The 18,285-nt window shown below is 54.4% G+C and carries 14 protein-coding genes, 1 tRNA gene and 1 pseudogene; 4 read left to right on the forward strand and 12 right to left on the reverse strand.

Going from position 1 to position 18,285, the window contains the following annotated elements; genetic code table 11:
• Positions 1-66: 66 nt before the first annotated feature.
• The 4 genes from G6R38_RS01905 to G6R38_RS01920 all read left to right on the forward strand — a co-directional run bounded on the left by G6R38_RS01905 (position 67) and on the right by G6R38_RS01920 (position 6,750).
• Positions 67-1,704: a S26 family signal peptidase gene (locus G6R38_RS01905; protein WP_166819989.1), complete on the forward strand. Its 1,638-nt coding sequence runs from the start codon at positions 67-69 to the stop codon at positions 1,702-1,704.
• A gap of 687 nt (positions 1,705-2,391) precedes the next feature.
• A complete protein-coding gene (locus tag G6R38_RS01910; protein WP_166819990.1) occupies positions 2,392-3,318 on the forward strand; it encodes an ATP-binding response regulator in 927 nt (308 codons plus the stop codon).
• Between the two features lie 109 nt (positions 3,319-3,427).
• Entirely contained in the window at positions 3,428-6,607 is a 3,180-nt protein-coding gene (locus G6R38_RS01915; protein WP_166819991.1) for an ATP-binding protein, read from the forward strand.
• 58 nt (positions 6,608-6,665) lie between these two features.
• Positions 6,666-6,750, forward strand: a tRNA-Ser gene (locus G6R38_RS01920).
• A 155-nt stretch (positions 6,751-6,905) separates the two neighbouring features.
• Here G6R38_RS01920 and G6R38_RS01925 read toward each other — a convergent pair.
• From G6R38_RS01925 to G6R38_RS28335, 12 genes and pseudogenes are all read right to left on the reverse strand, one after another.
• Positions 6,906-8,117, reverse strand: a complete 1,212-nt coding sequence (locus G6R38_RS01925) for a tyrosine-type recombinase/integrase (RefSeq protein WP_166819992.1) — start codon at positions 8,115-8,117, stop codon at positions 6,906-6,908.
• Positions 8,118-8,137: 20 nt separating this feature from the next.
• The gene (locus tag G6R38_RS28330) at positions 8,138-8,386 is read right to left on the reverse strand and encodes a helix-turn-helix domain-containing protein (protein WP_166819993.1); all 249 of its coding nucleotides are present in this window, start codon (positions 8,384-8,386) and stop codon (positions 8,138-8,140) included.
• Positions 8,387-8,477: 91 nt separating this feature from the next.
• Entirely contained in the window at positions 8,478-9,599 is a 1,122-nt protein-coding gene (locus G6R38_RS01935; RefSeq protein WP_166819994.1) for a hypothetical protein, read from the reverse strand.
• Positions 9,600-9,948: 349 nt separating this feature from the next.
• The gene (locus tag G6R38_RS01940) at positions 9,949-10,143 is read right to left on the reverse strand and encodes a hypothetical protein (RefSeq protein ID WP_166819995.1); all 195 of its coding nucleotides are present in this window, start codon (positions 10,141-10,143) and stop codon (positions 9,949-9,951) included.
• Positions 10,144-10,376: 233 nt separating this feature from the next.
• Positions 10,377-11,024: a hypothetical protein gene (locus G6R38_RS01945; RefSeq protein ID WP_166819996.1), complete on the reverse strand. Its 648-nt coding sequence runs from the start codon at positions 11,022-11,024 to the stop codon at positions 10,377-10,379.
• Positions 11,025-11,997: 973 nt separating this feature from the next.
• A complete protein-coding gene (locus G6R38_RS01950; RefSeq protein WP_166819997.1) occupies positions 11,998-15,381 on the reverse strand; it encodes an AAA family ATPase in 3,384 nt (1,127 codons plus the stop codon).
• Between the two features lie 106 nt (positions 15,382-15,487).
• The gene (locus G6R38_RS01955) at positions 15,488-15,934 is read right to left on the reverse strand and encodes an ASCH domain-containing protein (protein WP_166819998.1); all 447 of its coding nucleotides are present in this window, start codon (positions 15,932-15,934) and stop codon (positions 15,488-15,490) included.
• Between the two features lie 242 nt (positions 15,935-16,176).
• Positions 16,177-16,548: a hypothetical protein gene (locus tag G6R38_RS01960; protein ID WP_166819999.1), complete on the reverse strand. Its 372-nt coding sequence runs from the start codon at positions 16,546-16,548 to the stop codon at positions 16,177-16,179.
• Positions 16,538-16,765, reverse strand: a complete 228-nt coding sequence (locus G6R38_RS01965; RefSeq protein WP_166820000.1) for a hypothetical protein — start codon at positions 16,763-16,765, stop codon at positions 16,538-16,540. The genes G6R38_RS01960 and G6R38_RS01965 overlap by 11 nt, the downstream gene beginning before the upstream one ends.
• Positions 16,766-16,791: 26 nt before the next feature.
• Positions 16,792-16,989, reverse strand: a complete 198-nt coding sequence (locus tag G6R38_RS01970; RefSeq protein ID WP_166820001.1) for a hypothetical protein — start codon at positions 16,987-16,989, stop codon at positions 16,792-16,794.
• Positions 16,990-17,219: 230 nt separating this feature from the next.
• Positions 17,220-17,603 carry a hypothetical protein gene (locus G6R38_RS01975; protein ID WP_166820002.1) on the reverse strand — a complete coding sequence of 128 codons (384 nt, stop codon included), beginning with the start codon at positions 17,601-17,603 and terminating at the stop codon, positions 17,220-17,222.
• Positions 17,600-17,779, reverse strand: a pseudogene (locus tag G6R38_RS28335) (transposase); the annotation flags it as partial. The pseudogene G6R38_RS28335 and the gene G6R38_RS01975, both read right to left, overlap by 4 nt.
• Positions 17,780-18,285 lie beyond the last annotated feature (506 nt).

An 18,285-nucleotide genomic window follows, 5' to 3' on the forward strand; every position in this document is an offset into this window, starting at 1 on the left:
TCCCACGTCGTCAGTCACCCACCCACGTTCGCCGCGTCCCCTCACGTGAGGGGATCGTTCCGATCGATGGCCGAGGCCGTGTTGTGTCTGGTGATTGCCGTCATCTTGTTCCGATCCTTCCTTGTCGAAGGCTACATGATCTCCACGGGTTCGATGGCCCCAAGCCTGCTCGGCTTTCACAAACGCGTGGTCTGCCCGAGTTGTCACTACGAATTCGCTTATGGAGTTCCCTGGAACAAGGAACTTCAATCGAACGTCCCCGAGGATGCAGACGCTCAGGATTTGGCCGGTTCGATTCCCAGCGATCCGTTGATGTGCGTGTGCCCAAACTGCGGTCAGAATCGGATCGACATTGTCGGTGTCCCGCGAAACCAAGGGGATCAATTGTTGGTCCACAAACACGCCTATGCGATTCGCTCCCCGCGGCGGTGGGACGTGTGCGTGTTCCGCAATCCCTACGAAACTACCCAGGCATACGTGAAACGAATCGCCGGATTACCTGGTGAGACGATGACGATCTTCGGCGGTGATGTTTACGCAGACGGTATCCTCTGTCGCAAGAACATTGACGCTCAACGTGCCCTTCGACTGATGGTCTACGATGACCGTTTTCGTCCCACTGACGAGGCATGGCAACCCCGGTGGATCGCGGACGCCGGTTGGAAAGACGACGGCAACGCCTTTCAAGCCGTCGTCGATTTGCAAACGAATAATCGTGACCCCGAGGAATTATCGGATGACGGATGGTCTTGGGTCACCTATCGTCATTGGCTGCGATCGGGCGGCAGTCACACGACTTCGGTGACGTTGCCGATCTCTCAACATGAGATTCAATTGGATGAGAATTTCGTGCCCGTCCGCCGAGATCCCGATCACCGGGAACTCACCTGCGTCGGCGTGATGCCAGACGATGTGCTGCTACGTTTGTTGGAATTGTCCAGCGATCTGGATTTCCAAGCGGCGGTTGCGGAACTTTATGAGAAATCCCACACCGCACCGATCACGGATCTCTACGGCTATAACCCCATCGAGTACCGTTCTCGCGAGATTGCCGTCCGCGATATCATGCTGACGGCCACCTTGAGTTTAGGACGCCCCAACGGGGGTCAACTCGGACAGTTTGCCGTCGAAATGACAGACGGCGATCGTCGGTGGCGGCTATTGATCGATTCGTTGGTGCGTGAAACCCAACTCTGGGAGATTGATATTCGATCGGGTGAACCGGTCACGCAATTGCGGAAATCGACGCTGCCGGCCGGTAATCTCGTGAAACCGATCCAACTCGAAATGTCGTTGTTTGATCGACAGATTACGGTGGCACTTAACGGGGAACTCCCATTTGCACCGGTCCCGTTGAATGAACTCCCGGACGAAACGCCGCCCCCCCGACAAGCCGTTCGATTCGGAGCCCGCGGGTTAGAGGCACAAGTCGCCGACTTGGTGTTGTACCGAGATGTCTATTATACCCACCGGGACACCGATCGACCTTGCCGCCTTGGCGAAGCAGAATACTTCATGCTGGGCGATAACAGTCCGATTTCACTCGATAGTCGTCGTTGGCCCAACGGTGCGGTTCCGGAACAACTCTTCCTTGGTCGGCCGGTCATTGTCCATCTGCCCTCGAAACAGGTCGAGTTTCATTTGCTCGGACGGACACAAACCATTCGCGTGCCCGACTTTTCGAGAATTCGCCCCATCCGCTGACGTGGCCGACGCTGCGGTTCTTGCAGAAACCACGGTGAAAACTCACCCGAGTCCCCCAGCTTCACAGGTCCAGTCATTCTCCGCAACCTTCGTGTGGACAATGATTTACCATTCGAGACTTCCCTCGGATTTTTCTCCAGAATCCGTATTGACCGCTTTCGCCAAACGCAATATTGTTCCGCCCGCATCGGACGGGGAAAACCCCGGGCGACGCATTATCACTCTTAGGCAACAAGTCTTGCCGAAGCGGTGATCTGACTACCCGGTTCAAATACGAACATCGACTTGCCTTGGTCCGATTTCGGTATCGAAGCAAGGAGCAGGTTGTCACGGATGACGGCCTACCGTTCGACTGTTCGGTTTTGCAATTCGGTAGGGTGACGACTCAAACGAGTGGTCATTGGGAGCGAACTGTCAGCAAGGACGCGGACGGTTCGGTATCCTCCCGTGCTGCTGAAATCAGCAGCGAACATTAATTCGAATCGCCCCCGGAAGCAGATGACGTCCTCCGCCCCCCTGGGACTTCGCTGCTTCCGGGTTTCTTTTTGCGCGGTTATGGCGATCTTTCCGGCTTAGGAAGTTAAGGCAATCTTGGCAAGGCAGGCAATCCGATAACAGGGGAGTAGTTAACCCCCGGACCGCCCTGGTCGTGATCGGATCGCCTGTATCGCTCCTGCCGAGAGACTTATGCCGGACATTCTGATTGTTGATGACTCGGAATTCGACCGTGAATTCGCCGCTGAGATTCTCATGACGGCGATGGACCGCCGTTGCGTCTTCGCTCATAATGGGGTCGCGGCGTTAGAGCGAATCCGCGAACGCCCGTTCGACCTCGTCGTCACTGATATGCAAATGCCCCGCATGGGTGGCCTGGAACTTCTGCGTGTCTTGCAGCAGGAATTCCCCCAGTTGCCCGTCATCGTCGTGACATCGCGGGGAAATGAGGAAACCGCTGTCGAGGCACTCCAGTGCGGGGCATCCAGCTACATCCCTAAACGACAATTGAGAAATCGGCTCGCTGAGACGGTGGATGAAGTTCTCCGAAGCAGCCAAAGCAATCGGATGTTGGAATCCCTGCTGGAGAATCGGCGGTCCGAGGAAATCACGCTGGAGCTACAGAACAACTGTGATTTCGTTGGCGGCACCGTTCGGCTACTTGTCGACGGAGCCGAGAAATTCGGCATCGTTCAAGGCTCCGAAATTGTGCGTGTTTCGGTGGCATTGGAGGAGGCAATCGTCAACGCCATCATCCACGGAAATTTGGAGGTGAGTTCCGAACTTCGGGAGCGACCCGACGATGCTTTCGAAAACCTCGTCCGTCTCCGCCGAAATACTCAGCCATACTGCGACCGACGAGTGACCATCACCGCGGACTATCGACACGACGAGGTTCGGTTTTGCATCAAAGATGAAGGCCCAGGATTCGATGTGGACAGCCTCCCCGATCCCACCGACTCCGAGAATATTCTGAAATGCAGCGGACGCGGCATCATGTTAATGCGTGCCTTCATGGACGAAGTGACCTTCAGCGACCAGGGGTCTCAAATTCGAATGGTGAAATACGCTTCCTCGTGTTCCATTGAGAACAATTCCAGCACCGCCATCGCCGGCTAGCACGAACCACCATCGACAGTGGTCAATCGGCGGAATCAGTCCAAGACACCGACGGGGGCCAAACCCGAATCGACGAAAAGACTGCGCGAGTTCCATTTGAGTCACATGCATGATCGCTTCTTTTTACAACTGGACTCGTCGATTTCAACGGCTCGCGCGGACACTCCAAACAACCCCGTACACCCTGTTGATTCCCCAAACGGAGTGTGTCGCAGCGGCCACGACACTAGCGATCTTCGTCGTCGCGATACCGCATCAAGCCTCTTGGTTTATTACGGCGTTCGTCGTCAGCAGTCTCACCGTTGAATCGTGGCGACTGAGAACGGTCGCACACGCTTGGCACGCACTGGAAACCGGCAAACTCTCCCTCCAAGTCGAAGCCCGCTACAAAATTGTTTCCGACGCTCGACGGCAACTCACCGCTCAACAGCAGACCAAACAATGGCTGAATCGGTTGGCGACAGCCGAGACCTTTCACCAAGCCCTGACCGAAGTCATGCGACAACTCGTCCCACGCGCTGGGACCGGGTTTGTCGCTTGGCTGGACTGCTCCTCGCAACCCAGCCAGATCACGCACTGTCGCGGACTCTCTCCCGAATCCAAGCAACGACTTCGATTTGATGAGGAATGGCTGAAGACCTCCATTCGGGACCAATTCCTTACCCTGCAAGGTCAATCGCTGCGTGAAAGCACACTCTATGACGCAATGACTCGCGAAGACCGTCGCGGGATTGAAGCCGTTCATTTCTTGGGAATCAACTCCCCCCTCGGTCGCGGCGTGCTGATGACTTCGGAGATGCTACCGGTCGAAAATGCGATTGACGTGACGCGGGAAATTATCGTCGGATTGCAACGACACGTGGCAAACGGGGAAGAAACTGGATTGCCCCAATCGCACCCTCCGCAACCGACATTCCTCGATAGCGAGTTTGTCGAGTCCACGACCACGCCGTTGGATCTCCTCCATGACTTCATTGACGAACTCCGCCGCGTCACTGAAGTCGACCGGGTTGGCTTGCTCCTCGGAAATGTTGCGGCGGGTGGCCAGGCGATGTCGATCGCGGAATCGTCCCGCGAACTGCCGCCAAACGTGCTCACGGAATGGACGCAGACCGAACTAACAATCTGCCGCACATTCGGATCGCCTAAACGGTTCCAGAGGCTTCAAAAAAACGGCGAAGATATCGTCTCATTGGACGCAAACGCCCTCCGAAGGATTGGCATCGAGGTTCTGATCGGGCAAGCCTGGCTGGTGCCAATCGAGTTTGAAGGACGACATTGGGGCGTCGTCTGCATGACGAGTCAACGGTCCCGGTCGCTCTCCGATCCACAGTTACGGTGGGCGATTGGCTGTGCCCGATGCATCGCCGAATTGCTTCATGGCTTGCACACGCAGCCATCGATCCCACACAACAAAATCGATCGACACGAACAACAGTTCCCAGATTCTTCGAGCCAGCAATCGCCCACGAACGCGGGTGGACTTGAGGACGAAGCACTCGTACTTCCCGACGAGCTTGCGATCCTCAGTCACGAGATCCGAAACCCGATGAACGGTGTTCTCTCGATGGTTCAGTTGGCGTTGCAAACCGACCTGACCACCGAACAACGTGAGTACCTGGACATCGTACGGGTGTCCTCCGAATCGCTCTTGGAAACGGTCAATGGGGTTCTCGAGCAAGCCGACGGCACGGCGGATCCCCCAACGAATGCCGAGGTCAATCTCGACCAACTTCTGAGTGAAGTTCTCCGGACCTTTGCAGCGAAGGCGGCGGAGAAGGGGATCGAACTAATCGGCCATCGCCCGCCTGATATTGGAGATCTGGTTAATGTCGATCGTCGAAGACTGCGGCAAGTGTTGATTAACTTGGTTGCGAACTCCGTCAAGTTCACCGCCGTCGGCGAGGTGTTCCTGTCCGTCCAGAATGCCAAGGTAGACGGTCACTCTGGTCTCCGGTTCATCGTTCGCGACACGGGAATCGGAATCCCCGCTGACAAACAGAAGCAGATTTTCCAACCGTTCGTGCAGGCCGAAGACGACACAAAAACTCGTTTCGGTGGCACCGGATTGGGACTCGCGGTCTCTCGTGAGTTAGTGCAAGAGATGGGTGGCGAGATATCACTGAAAAGCCAAGTCGGTCACGGCACGTCGTTCGAGTTTTCCATTCCCGTAACGTACTCCGGCGACCAAGTACCAACGCCCGTTCCGTCGCGAGGCACCATGGAATTGCGAGTCGCGAACGAAACCCTTCGACAGTGTCTCACCGAAACCTTCCGTGCTGAGGGATGGGATCTCCGCATACGAATGGAGCAGGGGAGTGATTGGGTCATCATCGACGAATCACACGCGATAGCGTTCGAGCCAGAGCCAAACGCAACCAATGTTTTACGACTGCGAAACCCGATCCATGCACCGACGCCACAATCGCCATCGGCAGACATCGTGCTGATCAAACCGGTCCTTTCTTCGTCCGTCGCCAACGCCATTCAGACCGATATTGTGGGCAATCGGTCAAAAGTTGAACCTGAAGTCGTATCTTCGTCGCTTCCAAAGCGTGACCTGAAAATTCTGGTCGCGGATGATGACGCCGTCAATCAGCATGTAAATCAGACAATCCTAAAGCGTTTGGCTCGGCACGTCGAAGTTGTCGAGAGCGGGGAAGCCACAATCTTGGCCTTCAACGAATCCGAATTTGATGTTGTCTTCCTAGATCGCAAGATGCAAGGAATTGACGGTTTTGGAACAGCCCGCAAGCTCCGCCGCTACGAACAACAGAACCATCGAAAACCTGCATTGGTGATCTTGCTGTCGGGTTTCGTCGGTCCGCAGGAACGATTAGCCGCCGAGCGAGCGGGCATCGACGATTGTCTCGTGAAGCCGCTCGATGGATCACGGATCGAAGCCATCTTCGCGGCTCATTTTTCCACCACGAATGCCGAAGAAAAACGCCCAAACGATGAACCTCTCGATACTCCCACGGGTCTAACCCCCAAGACCACTCGACTGCTCCAAAACAAACTGACCGAAGATTGGCCTCAACTCAAAGATGCCATCCAGGACCAAGATTTTTCCCTCTGGGAAGACAAAGCCCACTCCTTGAAGGGAGCGGTGTCCTGCGTCGCATGGGATAGCCTGGAACAACGGCTGTTCAACCTGGAAACGCACGCTCGACAAAAAAGTGCCGAGCTGCCAATCGACATCCTCGACGAAATCGAACACCTTATCAACGCATTTGTCGCCAACCCAAAGGATTCCACCGAAATCAAGAAGACAACTCCGACGGATTGACGCTCACTTCGGCGGCCAGTAAGATTCCAACATCACGACAAGGCAACCAAGCCAAACCGGAGAGGTGGCAGAGCGGCCGAATGCACTGGTCTTGAAAACCAGCGTGCCGAAAGGTACCGGGGGTTCGAATCCCCCCCTCTCCGCTTGCTTCTTAAAGCTCACCATAAGCCGTTGCAACACAATGAGTTGCGGCGGCTGTTTTTCTTTGGCACAGTGAGCTGTGCCAAGAATGTGCCAAAACTGCTGATCAAGGATGCTCAACGACCGCACCAGATCGCCGTCTTCAGGATTACAGAAATCAATCATTCGTGCCGGCGGAACGTCCACCGGAAATCTCAATGAAGTTCAGTCGGCTCATTTGCCGCTTCGCTTCCTCATCGTGTAAATGATAATAACGTTGGACCATTTCGCTACTGGAATGTCCCAGCCATCGCATCACGATTTGTTCGGGGACGCCGCTGCTGGCGGACACCGAACAGAAATAATGCCGGAATGAGTGGACGCCGCCCTCGTCGATCCGCGGGGTGACGCCATTGGACAATCTTTTGGCCAGCGGCCGAAGCACGTCTCGCTTGAGAATATTGAGGACCGTGTCTGGTTTCAATTTCCCACCCCGTGGCCCTTTGAAAATCTCGCGACCGCTTCGGGGCATGGCTTCAAGGACAGCCTTCAGGTCCGCATGTATGGGGAATGTCCGATCGCGACCCGTCTTCGTCGTCCGTCGATCCTCGCTTCGGCGACCGGACTCGTCGGTGAGTTCGATCATGGAAAGATCGTTCGACAAGTCCGACCACCGTAAACTCGCCAACTCCGATATCCGCAGTCCGGTTGTCACCAGAGCGATGACAATATTGCGAAGCCAATGCAAGGATTCGTCTTGCTCACACCATCGGATAATCGCGGCCACTTCCCCCTTCGTATAACAATAGGTGGTCGTTCCGCGTTGCTTGCTGAGAGACAAGTTCACTTGGCATTCCGGGGGCAATTGCTTCTGTTCGATCAAGAATTTCACGATCTGCTTGATCGTGTTGCCCTCGATGTAAACGGTCGCTTGCGCGTAGCCACCCTCTTCCAGATGCGCGAGATAAGTTTGGAGCAAAGTCGCATTGACGCCGTTCCAGGACGATACTTTTTGTTCTTCACAAAAGACAAAGAACTTATCAAGGATCGCCTTGTACCGGCCTTTCGTCTTCTTCCGCACACCACCTGCGGCTTGCGGCCGATTTAAATGAGTTTCATACAGTGAACGGCCCTCGGCGAGCAGAAGCTGTTTGCTCTGGCGGCGTCGGCGATCGTCCTCATTGGCGAGACCATGGCGGATCGCCTGCGTTAGGTCCAGTTCTTCTAACACCGCCAGAGCGTCGTCGTAGTTTTCGACACCAAGCGAGTACCGCGCGAGGGACTGGTTCCGTCGGCGTCCATCGGCTTGATAAATACCGTCCCGCTGATAAATCCGCCATTCGAAATAGCGGCAACGGACGATGTTAGTTGGCTTAGGTTTTCTTGACATGGGTTACTTTCAATGATGATTCAAGAACTCCATCGCGGCGTTGACCGGCGTTTTGGAGCAACCTCCGTTGGCGGCTCTTGGTTTAGGGTTTTCGAATTCTCCTGCCCCAGCGTGTTGAGCGCGTCGCTCGGAATGAGGATCAGATGTCCTTTAGCGGCCTGTACGGAAGGAATCTTCCTTGTCCGGACATAACGGCGAATCGTGGACTCGGAAAGCGGTGAGCGGGCCGCAAACTCTTTCAAGGTCAAATGGTTAGGTTTGGTGTTCATGATCTCTGCTGAAAACAAAAGGGAGGAGGTGACTACTCACCCCCTCCCTCTTCCGAGATAACGGAACGTCTATTTTGCAGAGTCTTTTGCCTCAGGACAGTTCGTGCTCCAAGAGGTAGCGGATTGCCTGCTGCCAGGCTTCAATTTCCGTTGGTCCCTCGCAGAGTCGTTGGGCAATTTCCTCGATGCTTGATCCTTCGGACTGAAGGTTCGTGACGTCCATACGGAGATCCTCAATCTGGTAGTGGGTAAACACCTTCAGTGCGGCAAGGGGGGCCGCAAGATGTTCGACCGACGCTCCTAGTTGCGTCTCTGGAACCTCCCGTTCCGATCGACTGACGCGAGGCCGCTGCAGCGAGCGGGCATTCGACCTGCCGACGCCAAGCAGCGAGAGCTTGTACGCACCGAAAATCTTCCACCAAAGCTCGGGAGAGTACTGATGTCCCGTGATGAGTTGAAAAGCGGCTGCGTAATGGTTCTGAACGGTCGAAACGGATTCATTGAGTTCGCGAGCGACCTCCTGGAGAGTTCGTTCCCGATCGATGTCGTAGCGGCCTTCGTGCCACCCCTCGCGTAGGTCCCAAGCCGTAAAATAGGCGGGGAAGACATCTGCGCGGACACGCGTTCGCGGTAGATTCCGAGACTCCCGCCATTCAGACGCTAGATGATTGACGGCCTGACGAATTTGGTCGTTTGTCGCCTGTGGATTGACCGACACCAGTGGTTCGTCAAAGAGTTGATCGAGCCATTCGGCTGTCGCGGATGACAGGTGATTCAGTGCGTAGACCCGCGGAGTCTCTGAGACACGACTCGGCGTGTCGCGGGCCATGATGAATATAGCCGTCAGCTCGGCAAGGGCCGATTCCGGAAGCGACGAGATCAGTAAGCCCGCAATCCGTCGCACTGAGATAGGATGAACCGCTCCGGTCAGCCACGATTCTTCGAGCCGATCTGCACCAGGCAACTGTTCGAAGTCTAGAGCCGGATCAATTGATTCACCTCGGATTCCAATGTGGGCAAGGGCGGCGAACACAATGCCTTGCATTGCAACGTGCAGTTCCTCTTCCTGACGTTCATGATTTTGGTCGATGGACCAGAACGCTTGGTAATAAGAATGTCGACGGGTTGCTTCCCAACGGTGTTTCAACGGCAGTGTTCGAAGCTGATATGGTGGACGGGGAACGAAATGTTGGTCGAGATCCGGTTCACTCACAATTAGTTTCCTTTCATTTGGGGCGGTAATTATCGGACAGGGATTCCTAGACGCAAAGTCAAAATGGAGCTGAGTTGGTGACGGACACCTAGGCTGAGCGGCCGCAGATGGTTTAGACAGTCGTTATGTTCGGTCATTCGAGTAATAGCTTAACGAGATTTTCGATGCTTCAAACCAACAGCCCCTGGCCGGAAGGCAAGGGCTGTTGATGTGGATGCGAAACGGCTAGCGATGAAAATCGTCGCTGAGAAACCGAGCACGAGCGGTCGGTTCCTCGGATCGATGCTAGCCATTCTATGCGTGCGGACATCTACCGGTCGGCGATGTTATAAGTGCTTGAAGTCGCAATTCATTCGGTTTCCTCTTCAGGGTCGAGTGAAGTTTCGTTTTCGGTTGGTTCCTCGGCACCGCTGGCCCTTTCGCTGCGCAACAAAACGGCTCGCCGATTCAAGAAGCGGCGGGCGATTAGTCGGGCAAGCAGGTCTAGCAGTGCCTCATCTGGTGATCGATCGTCGGGTGGGTAACGCTCATTTTCGTCCCCCATCGGTCGGTTCTCCTGTATGGAATCGTAACACTTTCAGACCATGAGCGTGAAACGCGGTGGATGACTTGGAATCGGCATTCCGGAGATATGGCAACGTCTTAGAACGGCAAGCTCAGTCGGTCGATCACAACTTTATCGACGGGCTCTGCCGATGAAATGGCGTGCGGATGCTGATCCAGACACCCTCGGGGTGTGGAAATCCCCGAGGGTGTCAACATCGTACTGACAATCTGTTAGGCAGGGATCGGTTCCCCATGGAATTGATGCCACGCCTCGCAAAGTTCGCGCCGGATTTGCGAGACGCGACCCGCGGACATCTGGAATCGCTGAGCAATCCAACTTGTTGCATGCCCCTTCGCAAGTTGCAGGGCCATTTTTCGGTTTCGACGCGAAAGCGATCGCAGGAATTCCCGAAGATCAATACGGAAGGCGGCCACGTCTGCGGGTGTGAAATTTCGGTCCTCGACGACTTGTTCCCGCCACTCCTGACCTTGATCGTCCCAGCGAACCAAACCCTGAACTCGCACACCTTTCCGCAGTTGACAATGCCGCGAACAAACGTCGCCGACATTCAAACTGGTGCCGATTTGTCTTCCGACTCGCGCTTGCCGGACTGCATAGCGTGCCAAGGTACTCCACGTCGCCGCTTCAGTTCGACCTTGCTCGACTAACCGTGCGTAAGCCGCGCAAGCATTCGCAATCACTTCCTGCACCATTTCGTCCCGATTGTCCTCCTTCAAGTGGCGGAAGGAAAACGACGCGTATTCCGTGATTTTGGGCAGCATACTGAGGAACTCGGTATGCCACGCACACGGCGGGGTATCCTGCTCAAGGCGTTCGGATGCGGCGGATGAGAAATTGGCACGACAATGTTGTTCCATGGGAACGACCTCCAAAATTGGGCCGCCCCACGCCGGGGGCGGCGTGAAAAAACACACCACCCCCGCAACGCTGCGGAAGCAAAAGGAAGCAGCCCCGGCGATCGATCACCAAGGATCGAACGCCGGGGCTGCAACAGTAAATCGAAGAAAAGGTCGACTACCTAAATAGCCGCCATAAATTTCATGGGATTCAATACGTATGGTCAGTTTTGAAAGCTGTCGGTTCTTCAATCATCACAGATTCCAGCAACCTTTGAGGCACTGGCAGCTAACTCTTTGCAATCATCTCACCTGACGCGAAAATGGCCTGAATTTAGCGCCTTCGCAAGCCAAACCGACTTCATTGACTGTTAATTGAAAGATTCGAGGTTCGAGTCCTTGTCGGGGAGGGACTTCGGCGAAGCTCAAGTCATCTTGAATGGTGAGCCGACGAAGGTGGCGTACTTTGTAATGTCGCTGCCGTATACCAAGATGTTCTGCCAATTCGTGCCATGCTTCCGAATTGGTTACCATTTGCCTTGGTGCGCTAAAGTGAGGCTCAAAAAAGTTACGCCCAAACTCTCGCTGAGCTCGACGGATCGGCTCCCTCCCGACTGTCAACGAAGCTAGGCTCGATCTTCGAAAGGGGAATGCCACGAACCTCGCGCCAAGAGAAGAATCGCCACATCGCTCGGGCGTAAGCCTCGCGAGTGTTCCTGTTTCAGATGGTCGCTGTGATGAATTCCACGTAACGCCGTGATGCATTTTCAACCATTTGCGTAATCACAACCGGAAGTTGTCGGTCTGTCAAAAGCGATACTTGACTACTCCCTGCAATGTACGGCTCGCGAGGTTTCGGCATGCAACGGCGGGGCGTTCCACATAACTATAGCATAAAGGAGATAATGATATACATTTAACGACACGTGTTTCATGACACCGTCCATCGTTTGAATGTGCACATCACACTTGACTCTACCAAGCCACCGGAAACTCACTCTCTGGCAACGACGCCTTTCCAATGGGTCTGATAAATTGCCTGACGATATTGGAACGCCTCACGACCGCCTTCCATGATATCAGTGATGTAGTGAGCAACATCGGGAGCGTCTAGGTTGCCGGCAGCGACTACCTCAGACATATCTCGCCCTCTCGCCTGCAAAACGACACATTGTTCCGAATCACCAAGAACAGGAAGATTAGGATTATGGGTTGCGATGATGACCTGACGCTTGAGCTTCATGCTTGCCAAAATATTGACGATAACTTGGCGAACAAGCCGATTATCCAAGTTCTCCTCCGGTTGGTCGATCACGAGGGGGAACTCTCCGGAAAGCAAGAGAATTGGAAGAATGGCACTGCAACGCTGCCCAGGGGACAATCGGCTCAGCGGACGGGGCTCACTGCTGGGGTCTTTGGGGCGATCATTCAACCGTACTTCTGGGATGTCATCTAAGACAATTTCATCCAGTTCCAGAACGTGTTCGATGCAAAGGCTTTGTGCACCAGAACGCCTGGGAAATGTCACTACTCCTTGTCTAATGCTGGAAGGCAATGAGTCCAGGAAGTCGCTATCCCAAGTGTCGCTCTCTTCGAGTGGCACCTTCTTTTGGCCTCGGCATCGTTCTAATATTTTCTCGGCGTCTGTTTCTTCAATCCGTCCATCTTCCGCTCGTTCACGATCGATTTTAAGCGCAGTGAGGCTTGGAAACCCATCGTCGAGCAAAAGTGTCCTAAGCTCTTTAGGCATGACTCCAGAATGGAGCAATGCCTCCCGTCTGTGAGACTTGTATCGACCAAATGTCGGCTCTACATGGTTTTCGAGCCAGTCCGAAAACTCTTGTCGGTCAGCCATTGGACATGCGTCAATTTCAATGCGAAGAATGTTCTGATCCAAGTCACGTTCAAGGTCAGAGGTAAGTTCCTCAGCTCTTCGCTTTCGCAGTTCTGTCCTTTCTCGGCACTTTTCGACTATTTTTCCGTGCAATTTGTCTCGCTCAACAAGAGCCTCCTTCAATTCATCCAAGAGCTGTTCATACTTATCGAAAGCTTGCTTTGCGGCGTCGAATGCTTTCTTCTTTGCCGCTCGTTCGCTTGAGCCAGTAGGCAACCCCTCTTTCGCCAATTCAGCCTGTTTCTCAGCCAATTTTTCTGCCTGCTTCGACTGCACTTCATCAAGCGATTGTTCCATCGAATTCGCTGTTTCTCTCGCCGAAGCAATGGCTCTAGCCACATCAATTTGCTCCTCACTAGAATCGGAGTCAGGGTTTGGAGCTGCTACCAGTCCATGTAGATCTTCCATTCCGCCCATCGGGATGCCGTCATCATCAACTAGCTTCTTCGAGGTCGAAGTTAAAAATTCGCTAACGCTTGACTCAATTTCGTGTAGGTTGTCAGCAACTCTCAGATTAGACCACCCCTCATGAGCCTGGGATGTGACCTTTGCGACTGCTTCGGCGGCATCAATCTCTTCATACCGTGTCCTAAGCTCGGGTTTGTTAACTGCGTCAAACTGCTGCTTTCTAATTCCATATTGACGTAACGGCGAGCCATCCCTTGTCAAAGCTGAAAGACTCTCGCAGACTTCGACTACGTGGGAACGCTGTTCAACCAACTGTTCGCGAATATCTTCAATGTCATCGCTCAGTCTCGTTATCATTTTGCCGCATAGATCGTCGAATAGCGACTTGAGATTTTCTGGGCGAGCAGTTTCCTCAATCTCGTGAGCGCGCAATATTCGCGCACTGGGGAGTGTGATGCTGTCATCCACTATTGCGTTCCCATCAATGTCACGGAAATCGAGTGATTCATGTCTGCCGTCGACGTCGAAATAGCGAGACACGATCAAGGCTTTCTTTGGCAGCCCACCAATGCCAACATTTCCCGACGTTTTCCAAACCATCCTCAATCGACATCCAGCAAGTGTTGCTACAGCTCTCTTATAAGCGTCAGACTGGTCTCGATCACGTAGGTTCCCCTCATCGGTGAAGAGTTTTTCTTGCGTTAAAAAAGCGATTGCTTCAACAACTGCACTCTTCCCAGAACCTCGTCCACCGACCAAGCAGTTGAGATTGCGTGACAATGGAAGTAGGAACTCTGGAGTGCTGTCTGAATCTGTCTCGACCTGGTTACTCCAAAATTCGCTTGCTCCACTGGCATCTCGGGCGATCTCAATTCCGTCAATCCATGCATTTACCGTGCCCGGAGCGGCATACGTTGTTCGAGTCTCGCCGAACCGGAGCGTTTGCTCTCGAAGTTCACGGAATAGTTCTTGCGGAGTTCCATTTGCAAGTGTGTGTGAGGAGACTTTTGCATACGGTATTTCACTCGCGCAACTAAACACGTGAGACGGAGAGTGGGCGTCGGAGCATACAATCGGAATAGATCGGCCGCGGAGTTCCCTGAAGCGATGAAGGCGTCTGTAGTGTGTCTCGTGCGTCTGATCGCGAACCTGAAGGGCGTCAAGTCCGCAACTACCAATTAGCGAGAGCACTTCCATGTGGATCGAATCATTGTCCTCACGTTGCACGGACAATTGCTCGATACGCGTCTGAGTTTCCTCTACTTCCGACGTCAATCCCTCGTATTTCAGTCGATCAAGCTCACCAGCCAACCTGATAATTTCCGCGTTGATTGACGCGAGCATTGTTTCTTTAGGCTCATTCTCAATCCCCTTGTTTGACCATACATGAGCCCCAATGCAGATTGCAGGGTAAGAGGTATGCAATCGCAAGCCACTGATGAAACCAGGTAAATCTTGCACTGCCAACGGAGCTCCGAAATCCCAACCTGACCCCGATCCACTTGCTGCTTCAATGATTGCGATGCGTATGTCCGAGGCAGAGGTAAGCGGCGCAAAAAGGCAAAGCAGATGTACCTTACATGTGCCATCAACCTGCGGCATTTGGAAATGTACTTCTAGCTCCATTCCTGGGAAGGTCACAAGTCGGTCCGAAGTCCGTTGTTCCCATGAGTGTTCTGATAGAGCGCAGCTGAAGTGTGACGTGTTGTGGTCGGTGATTCCGATGATACTCCAATTATCGGATTCGGAGATTCCTTCAGCAGCAGCGATTGCGTTGCGACGTTCAACAAGAGACTGATAGAAACGTTTCACCACATCCAGCTGCGCTACGCTCTTGTCGAACTGTCCCAGATTAGAAGGCTCTGAGGTGAGAGGCCAATTGACTGCCCCAGAGTCCATCAGCGACGAAATGTCGGCGCTTAAAGACTGATCACCTCCAGCAAATCGGTCATTCATACTTGCATCAAAGGAACCGAGGCTATGTACGTGCAGGTCACAAGGGTAGAAACGTGCTCTTGGCGGCTTTAGAGCTTTAATCAATTCGCGATTGGTTCTGGAGGTAGGCATATCAGTCATGGTTAATCTTCCGGATCTTCTTCAGTTTCTAAACGACTGGTGCCATCATCTAGTGCTGGAACATCCAGCTGCTCGATTGCGGGTAAGCTGGCGCCGATGATTCCGCTCAAGTCGCCGTACATACCGGCGGTTTCCGTGAGGAGGCTTCCTCCTCTTCCGGGGCAGAATCCGTATCCGAAAGGTCGGGAGCATCGGGTGAACCGAACGGATTGAACCAGACCGGCTGCGGCTGCTCCTTAGGCTCGATCGGCTCGTCGAGTCGCTCAGGATTGGTCAGATGCCAGCCGTAGTCCCCTCCTTGTTCGATGCAGTCGGTGACTTCGACGGTTCCGATGAGGACACCTTTCGGTAGTTCCTTCCATGACGTCCCGACCTCGCTGCGAACCTGCGAATCGCTGACGTCGGGCTTGCCCAGGCTGGCGTAAATGGAGACGCGGCCACGGACTTTGGTGGGTTTGGAGCGATATTCAACCGTCTTTTCGCCGCGCATGATGAGTGCCGCCCATGGCTGGCGGATACTCAGTGCCCGTAGTTTTTCCGGCGTTGTTGACATCGTCTTCCTGATTACGGCTGGCCCGCAGGCATCGGTGCCTGCTCGCGGTCTTTCGTTCCGTACCACCGGGTGAAACAAATATTCTGGTCAATCCACGTCGCGGCTGCGACACCCTGATAGGCCCCCCGCGGTAAGGCGGGTAGTGTACGGTATTTCCGTCAGATTCTCCAGCAGATGAAGATGTTCGGGGAGACCTGGAAAAACGCCCTGCATTCGTGAGAACGCAAGGCGTGAGCTGAGCCTTAAGCACAGAGCGGACATCGCCCGTGCTCTTCGGCGGTTTGGATCGTCGCAGTGACGTGACGAGCCCATTCGTTGTTATCGTCGTGCCCATCACGGGTTGAGCGGATGTATTGCTCGGCCTTCTCGGCGGTGCACCAGCTGAACGTGATCGATTCGATCTGGGTCAACTGGCTCTGTTCTGGGCCGATGCGACCTACGGCATATTCCTGAGCACCGTCTTCGGACGTCGCATCGTTCAGCCAGACGTAGTCCGAATGACCGGCGACTCGGAAGGCGGAACAACAAAACCAGACGTTTTCGACAAGCATCTCGGCAAGCTCCTCGGTCATCGCGACCTCAGAGGCAGACCAGGCGCAATTGCTATGCATCATCGTCCACCTCCAGTATCGATCGTTCGAAGACGTGGTGACAGGCAGCCAGGCAAACCGCTCGCGAGAACTCGTCGTCCAGTTGACACGTAAAGTGTCCCGTCGTGATTCCGATGGTGGGCTGTGGAGCGAATCCGCCAGCCTCCAGCCAATCACGCAGAGCCTCGGCGGTCTCTAACGCATCGTCGGAACATTGCTTGGTCGCGTACGCTTGCAACATTTGGTTCCAGGCTTCGTTCGCATCAATTACAGGTTCTCCTCAAAATCGGCCATGGCCTGCGGCCAATACTTGATGCCTCCATCGTTGAAGGCATCGGGCTCGACGGTGTAGCCGTCACCGCATTCCGTGCATTCGACGTCCAGTGTCGCATTGTCGGCGCCGGTTACTTCCAACTGGCCCTGACAACTGCGACAGCGTCCGTTCTCCAGGTCAACAAAGATCATGAATTGGGTCTCCCGTTGAAAAAGATCACACCGCCAAATGCGGCTCAGATGAGGCGTGCTGACGACCATCGGCAGCACGGGAGCAGACTGCCGACGAATCGGTAAAGGCGCAATAAGAAAGGCCGTCGATGCGCTGACTGGTGCAGCACGCGCGTCAGAGCCATGAAGCTAACTGTGGTGACCAGCTCAACAAGCGGTGAAGCATGGCCCCGGATCGCAAGATTAGGAGCCTATGCTTGCACGAATACGATCAGAAAAAATCGATACCTGAGCTGTCCCCGCCGAAGGTGCTGCTTCCCCAAGTCACGACCGAGCCGTCGTTTTTGAGGGCGGCGAAGGCATAATTTGCTGCAAAAATACGGTGCGTTGTACATCCCGCCGAGATAGTTTTGCTGAGCGGACAAATCCCATCCGCCATTGATGGACGTCACGTAGATACCGGCTCTCGTTCCGGCAGATTGACCTTCGTAGGTAGCCCTCACACGGGTGAAACTGCCGTCTCGATAAATCTCGAAGCCGGAGTGATTGACGTTGGATTCAGCTTGATCACCGGGAATTGTGAACAACGGTCGGAAAGTGGATCTTCGGCAAACTTGGTGAAACGGGGCGATCATCCGGCACGGATCATTCGGGCTCGGAGGAGTGCCAAGCCGACTCGGCCGTACATTTGACGTTTGATGGTTTTTAAACGGTTGATGTGCCCTTCGACCGGTCCACTGCTCCAAGGTTCGTCGAACGCGGCCTGAACCGCGTTTCGGTCGCGTTCCAGTCTTTCGGCAAATCTCCGCAGCTCCGAACATGGGCTGTCCACGCGTTCGCTTGCCATTCCCGCCAAGTCGTTCCACCGTGTTTGCGGGTTAGCGACACGAATGTTTCAACGAGCTCGACGGCCTCAGCGACTTCCGAGTTCAATTCCTGCGGACACCCCACCTGAGTTTCCTGAGTCGGGGTCCGCTGAGCAGGCTGAGCAATCACGGCACACGATAAAGCTTTGGTGGACGGAGCTCGTGACCGAGAAGGATTGGCTGCGTTGATTCGCTGACGGGAGAGGCCGCGAGTCGCCATTAGTCGGCTGACGTAGGTCCGCACGGTGGTGTAACTCAACCGAACGCCTTCACAGAGCAATTGCCGATGCAGGGCCGCCGCATTATCGTTCCCATCTGCTAACGAAGCCTCAATGCGTTCCCGGTAGTTCGTCATTTGCGAGGGTTTCACGCGGCTAGGCCGCCAGTTTGGAAGCTGATCGGACTGAACGTAACGCTGCACGATTCGCCACGACAATTGCATCTCGCGGGC

Origin of the sequence: Thalassoroseus pseudoceratinae (genome assembly GCF_011634775.1) — a bacterium.
In the GTDB taxonomy this organism is placed as follows: domain Bacteria; phylum Planctomycetota; class Planctomycetia; order Planctomycetales; family Planctomycetaceae; genus Thalassoroseus; species Thalassoroseus pseudoceratinae.

Excerpts from the sequence above, each read along its gene's own strand:
- G6R38_RS01905 (WP_166819989.1), top strand. The coding sequence starts at position 67 with ATGGCCGAGGCCGTGTTGTGTCTGGTGATTGCCGTCATCTTGTTCCGA.
- G6R38_RS01910 (WP_166819990.1), top strand. The coding sequence starts at position 2,392 with ATGCCGGACATTCTGATTGTTGATGACTCGGAATTCGACCGTGAATTC.
- G6R38_RS01915 (WP_166819991.1), top strand. The coding sequence starts at position 3,428 with ATGATCGCTTCTTTTTACAACTGGACTCGTCGATTTCAACGGCTCGCG.
- G6R38_RS01925 (WP_166819992.1), bottom strand. The coding sequence starts at position 8,117 with ATGTCAAGAAAACCTAAGCCAACTAACATCGTCCGTTGCCGCTATTTC.
- G6R38_RS28330 (WP_166819993.1), bottom strand. The coding sequence starts at position 8,386 with ATGAACACCAAACCTAACCATTTGACCTTGAAAGAGTTTGCGGCCCGC.
- G6R38_RS01940 (WP_166819995.1), bottom strand. The coding sequence starts at position 10,143 with ATGGGGGACGAAAATGAGCGTTACCCACCCGACGATCGATCACCAGAT.
- G6R38_RS01945 (WP_166819996.1), bottom strand. The coding sequence starts at position 11,024 with ATGGAACAACATTGTCGTGCCAATTTCTCATCCGCCGCATCCGAACGC.
- G6R38_RS01950 (WP_166819997.1), bottom strand. The coding sequence starts at position 15,381 with ATGACTGATATGCCTACCTCCAGAACCAATCGCGAATTGATTAAAGCT.
- G6R38_RS01955 (WP_166819998.1), bottom strand. The coding sequence starts at position 15,934 with ATGTCAACAACGCCGGAAAAACTACGGGCACTGAGTATCCGCCAGCCA.
- G6R38_RS01960 (WP_166819999.1), bottom strand. The coding sequence starts at position 16,548 with ATGATGCATAGCAATTGCGCCTGGTCTGCCTCTGAGGTCGCGATGACC.
- G6R38_RS01965 (WP_166820000.1), bottom strand. The coding sequence starts at position 16,765 with ATGTTGCAAGCGTACGCGACCAAGCAATGTTCCGACGATGCGTTAGAG.
- G6R38_RS01970 (WP_166820001.1), bottom strand. The coding sequence starts at position 16,989 with ATGATCTTTGTTGACCTGGAGAACGGACGCTGTCGCAGTTGTCAGGGC.
- G6R38_RS01975 (WP_166820002.1), bottom strand. The coding sequence starts at position 17,603 with ATGATCGCCCCGTTTCACCAAGTTTGCCGAAGATCCACTTTCCGACCG.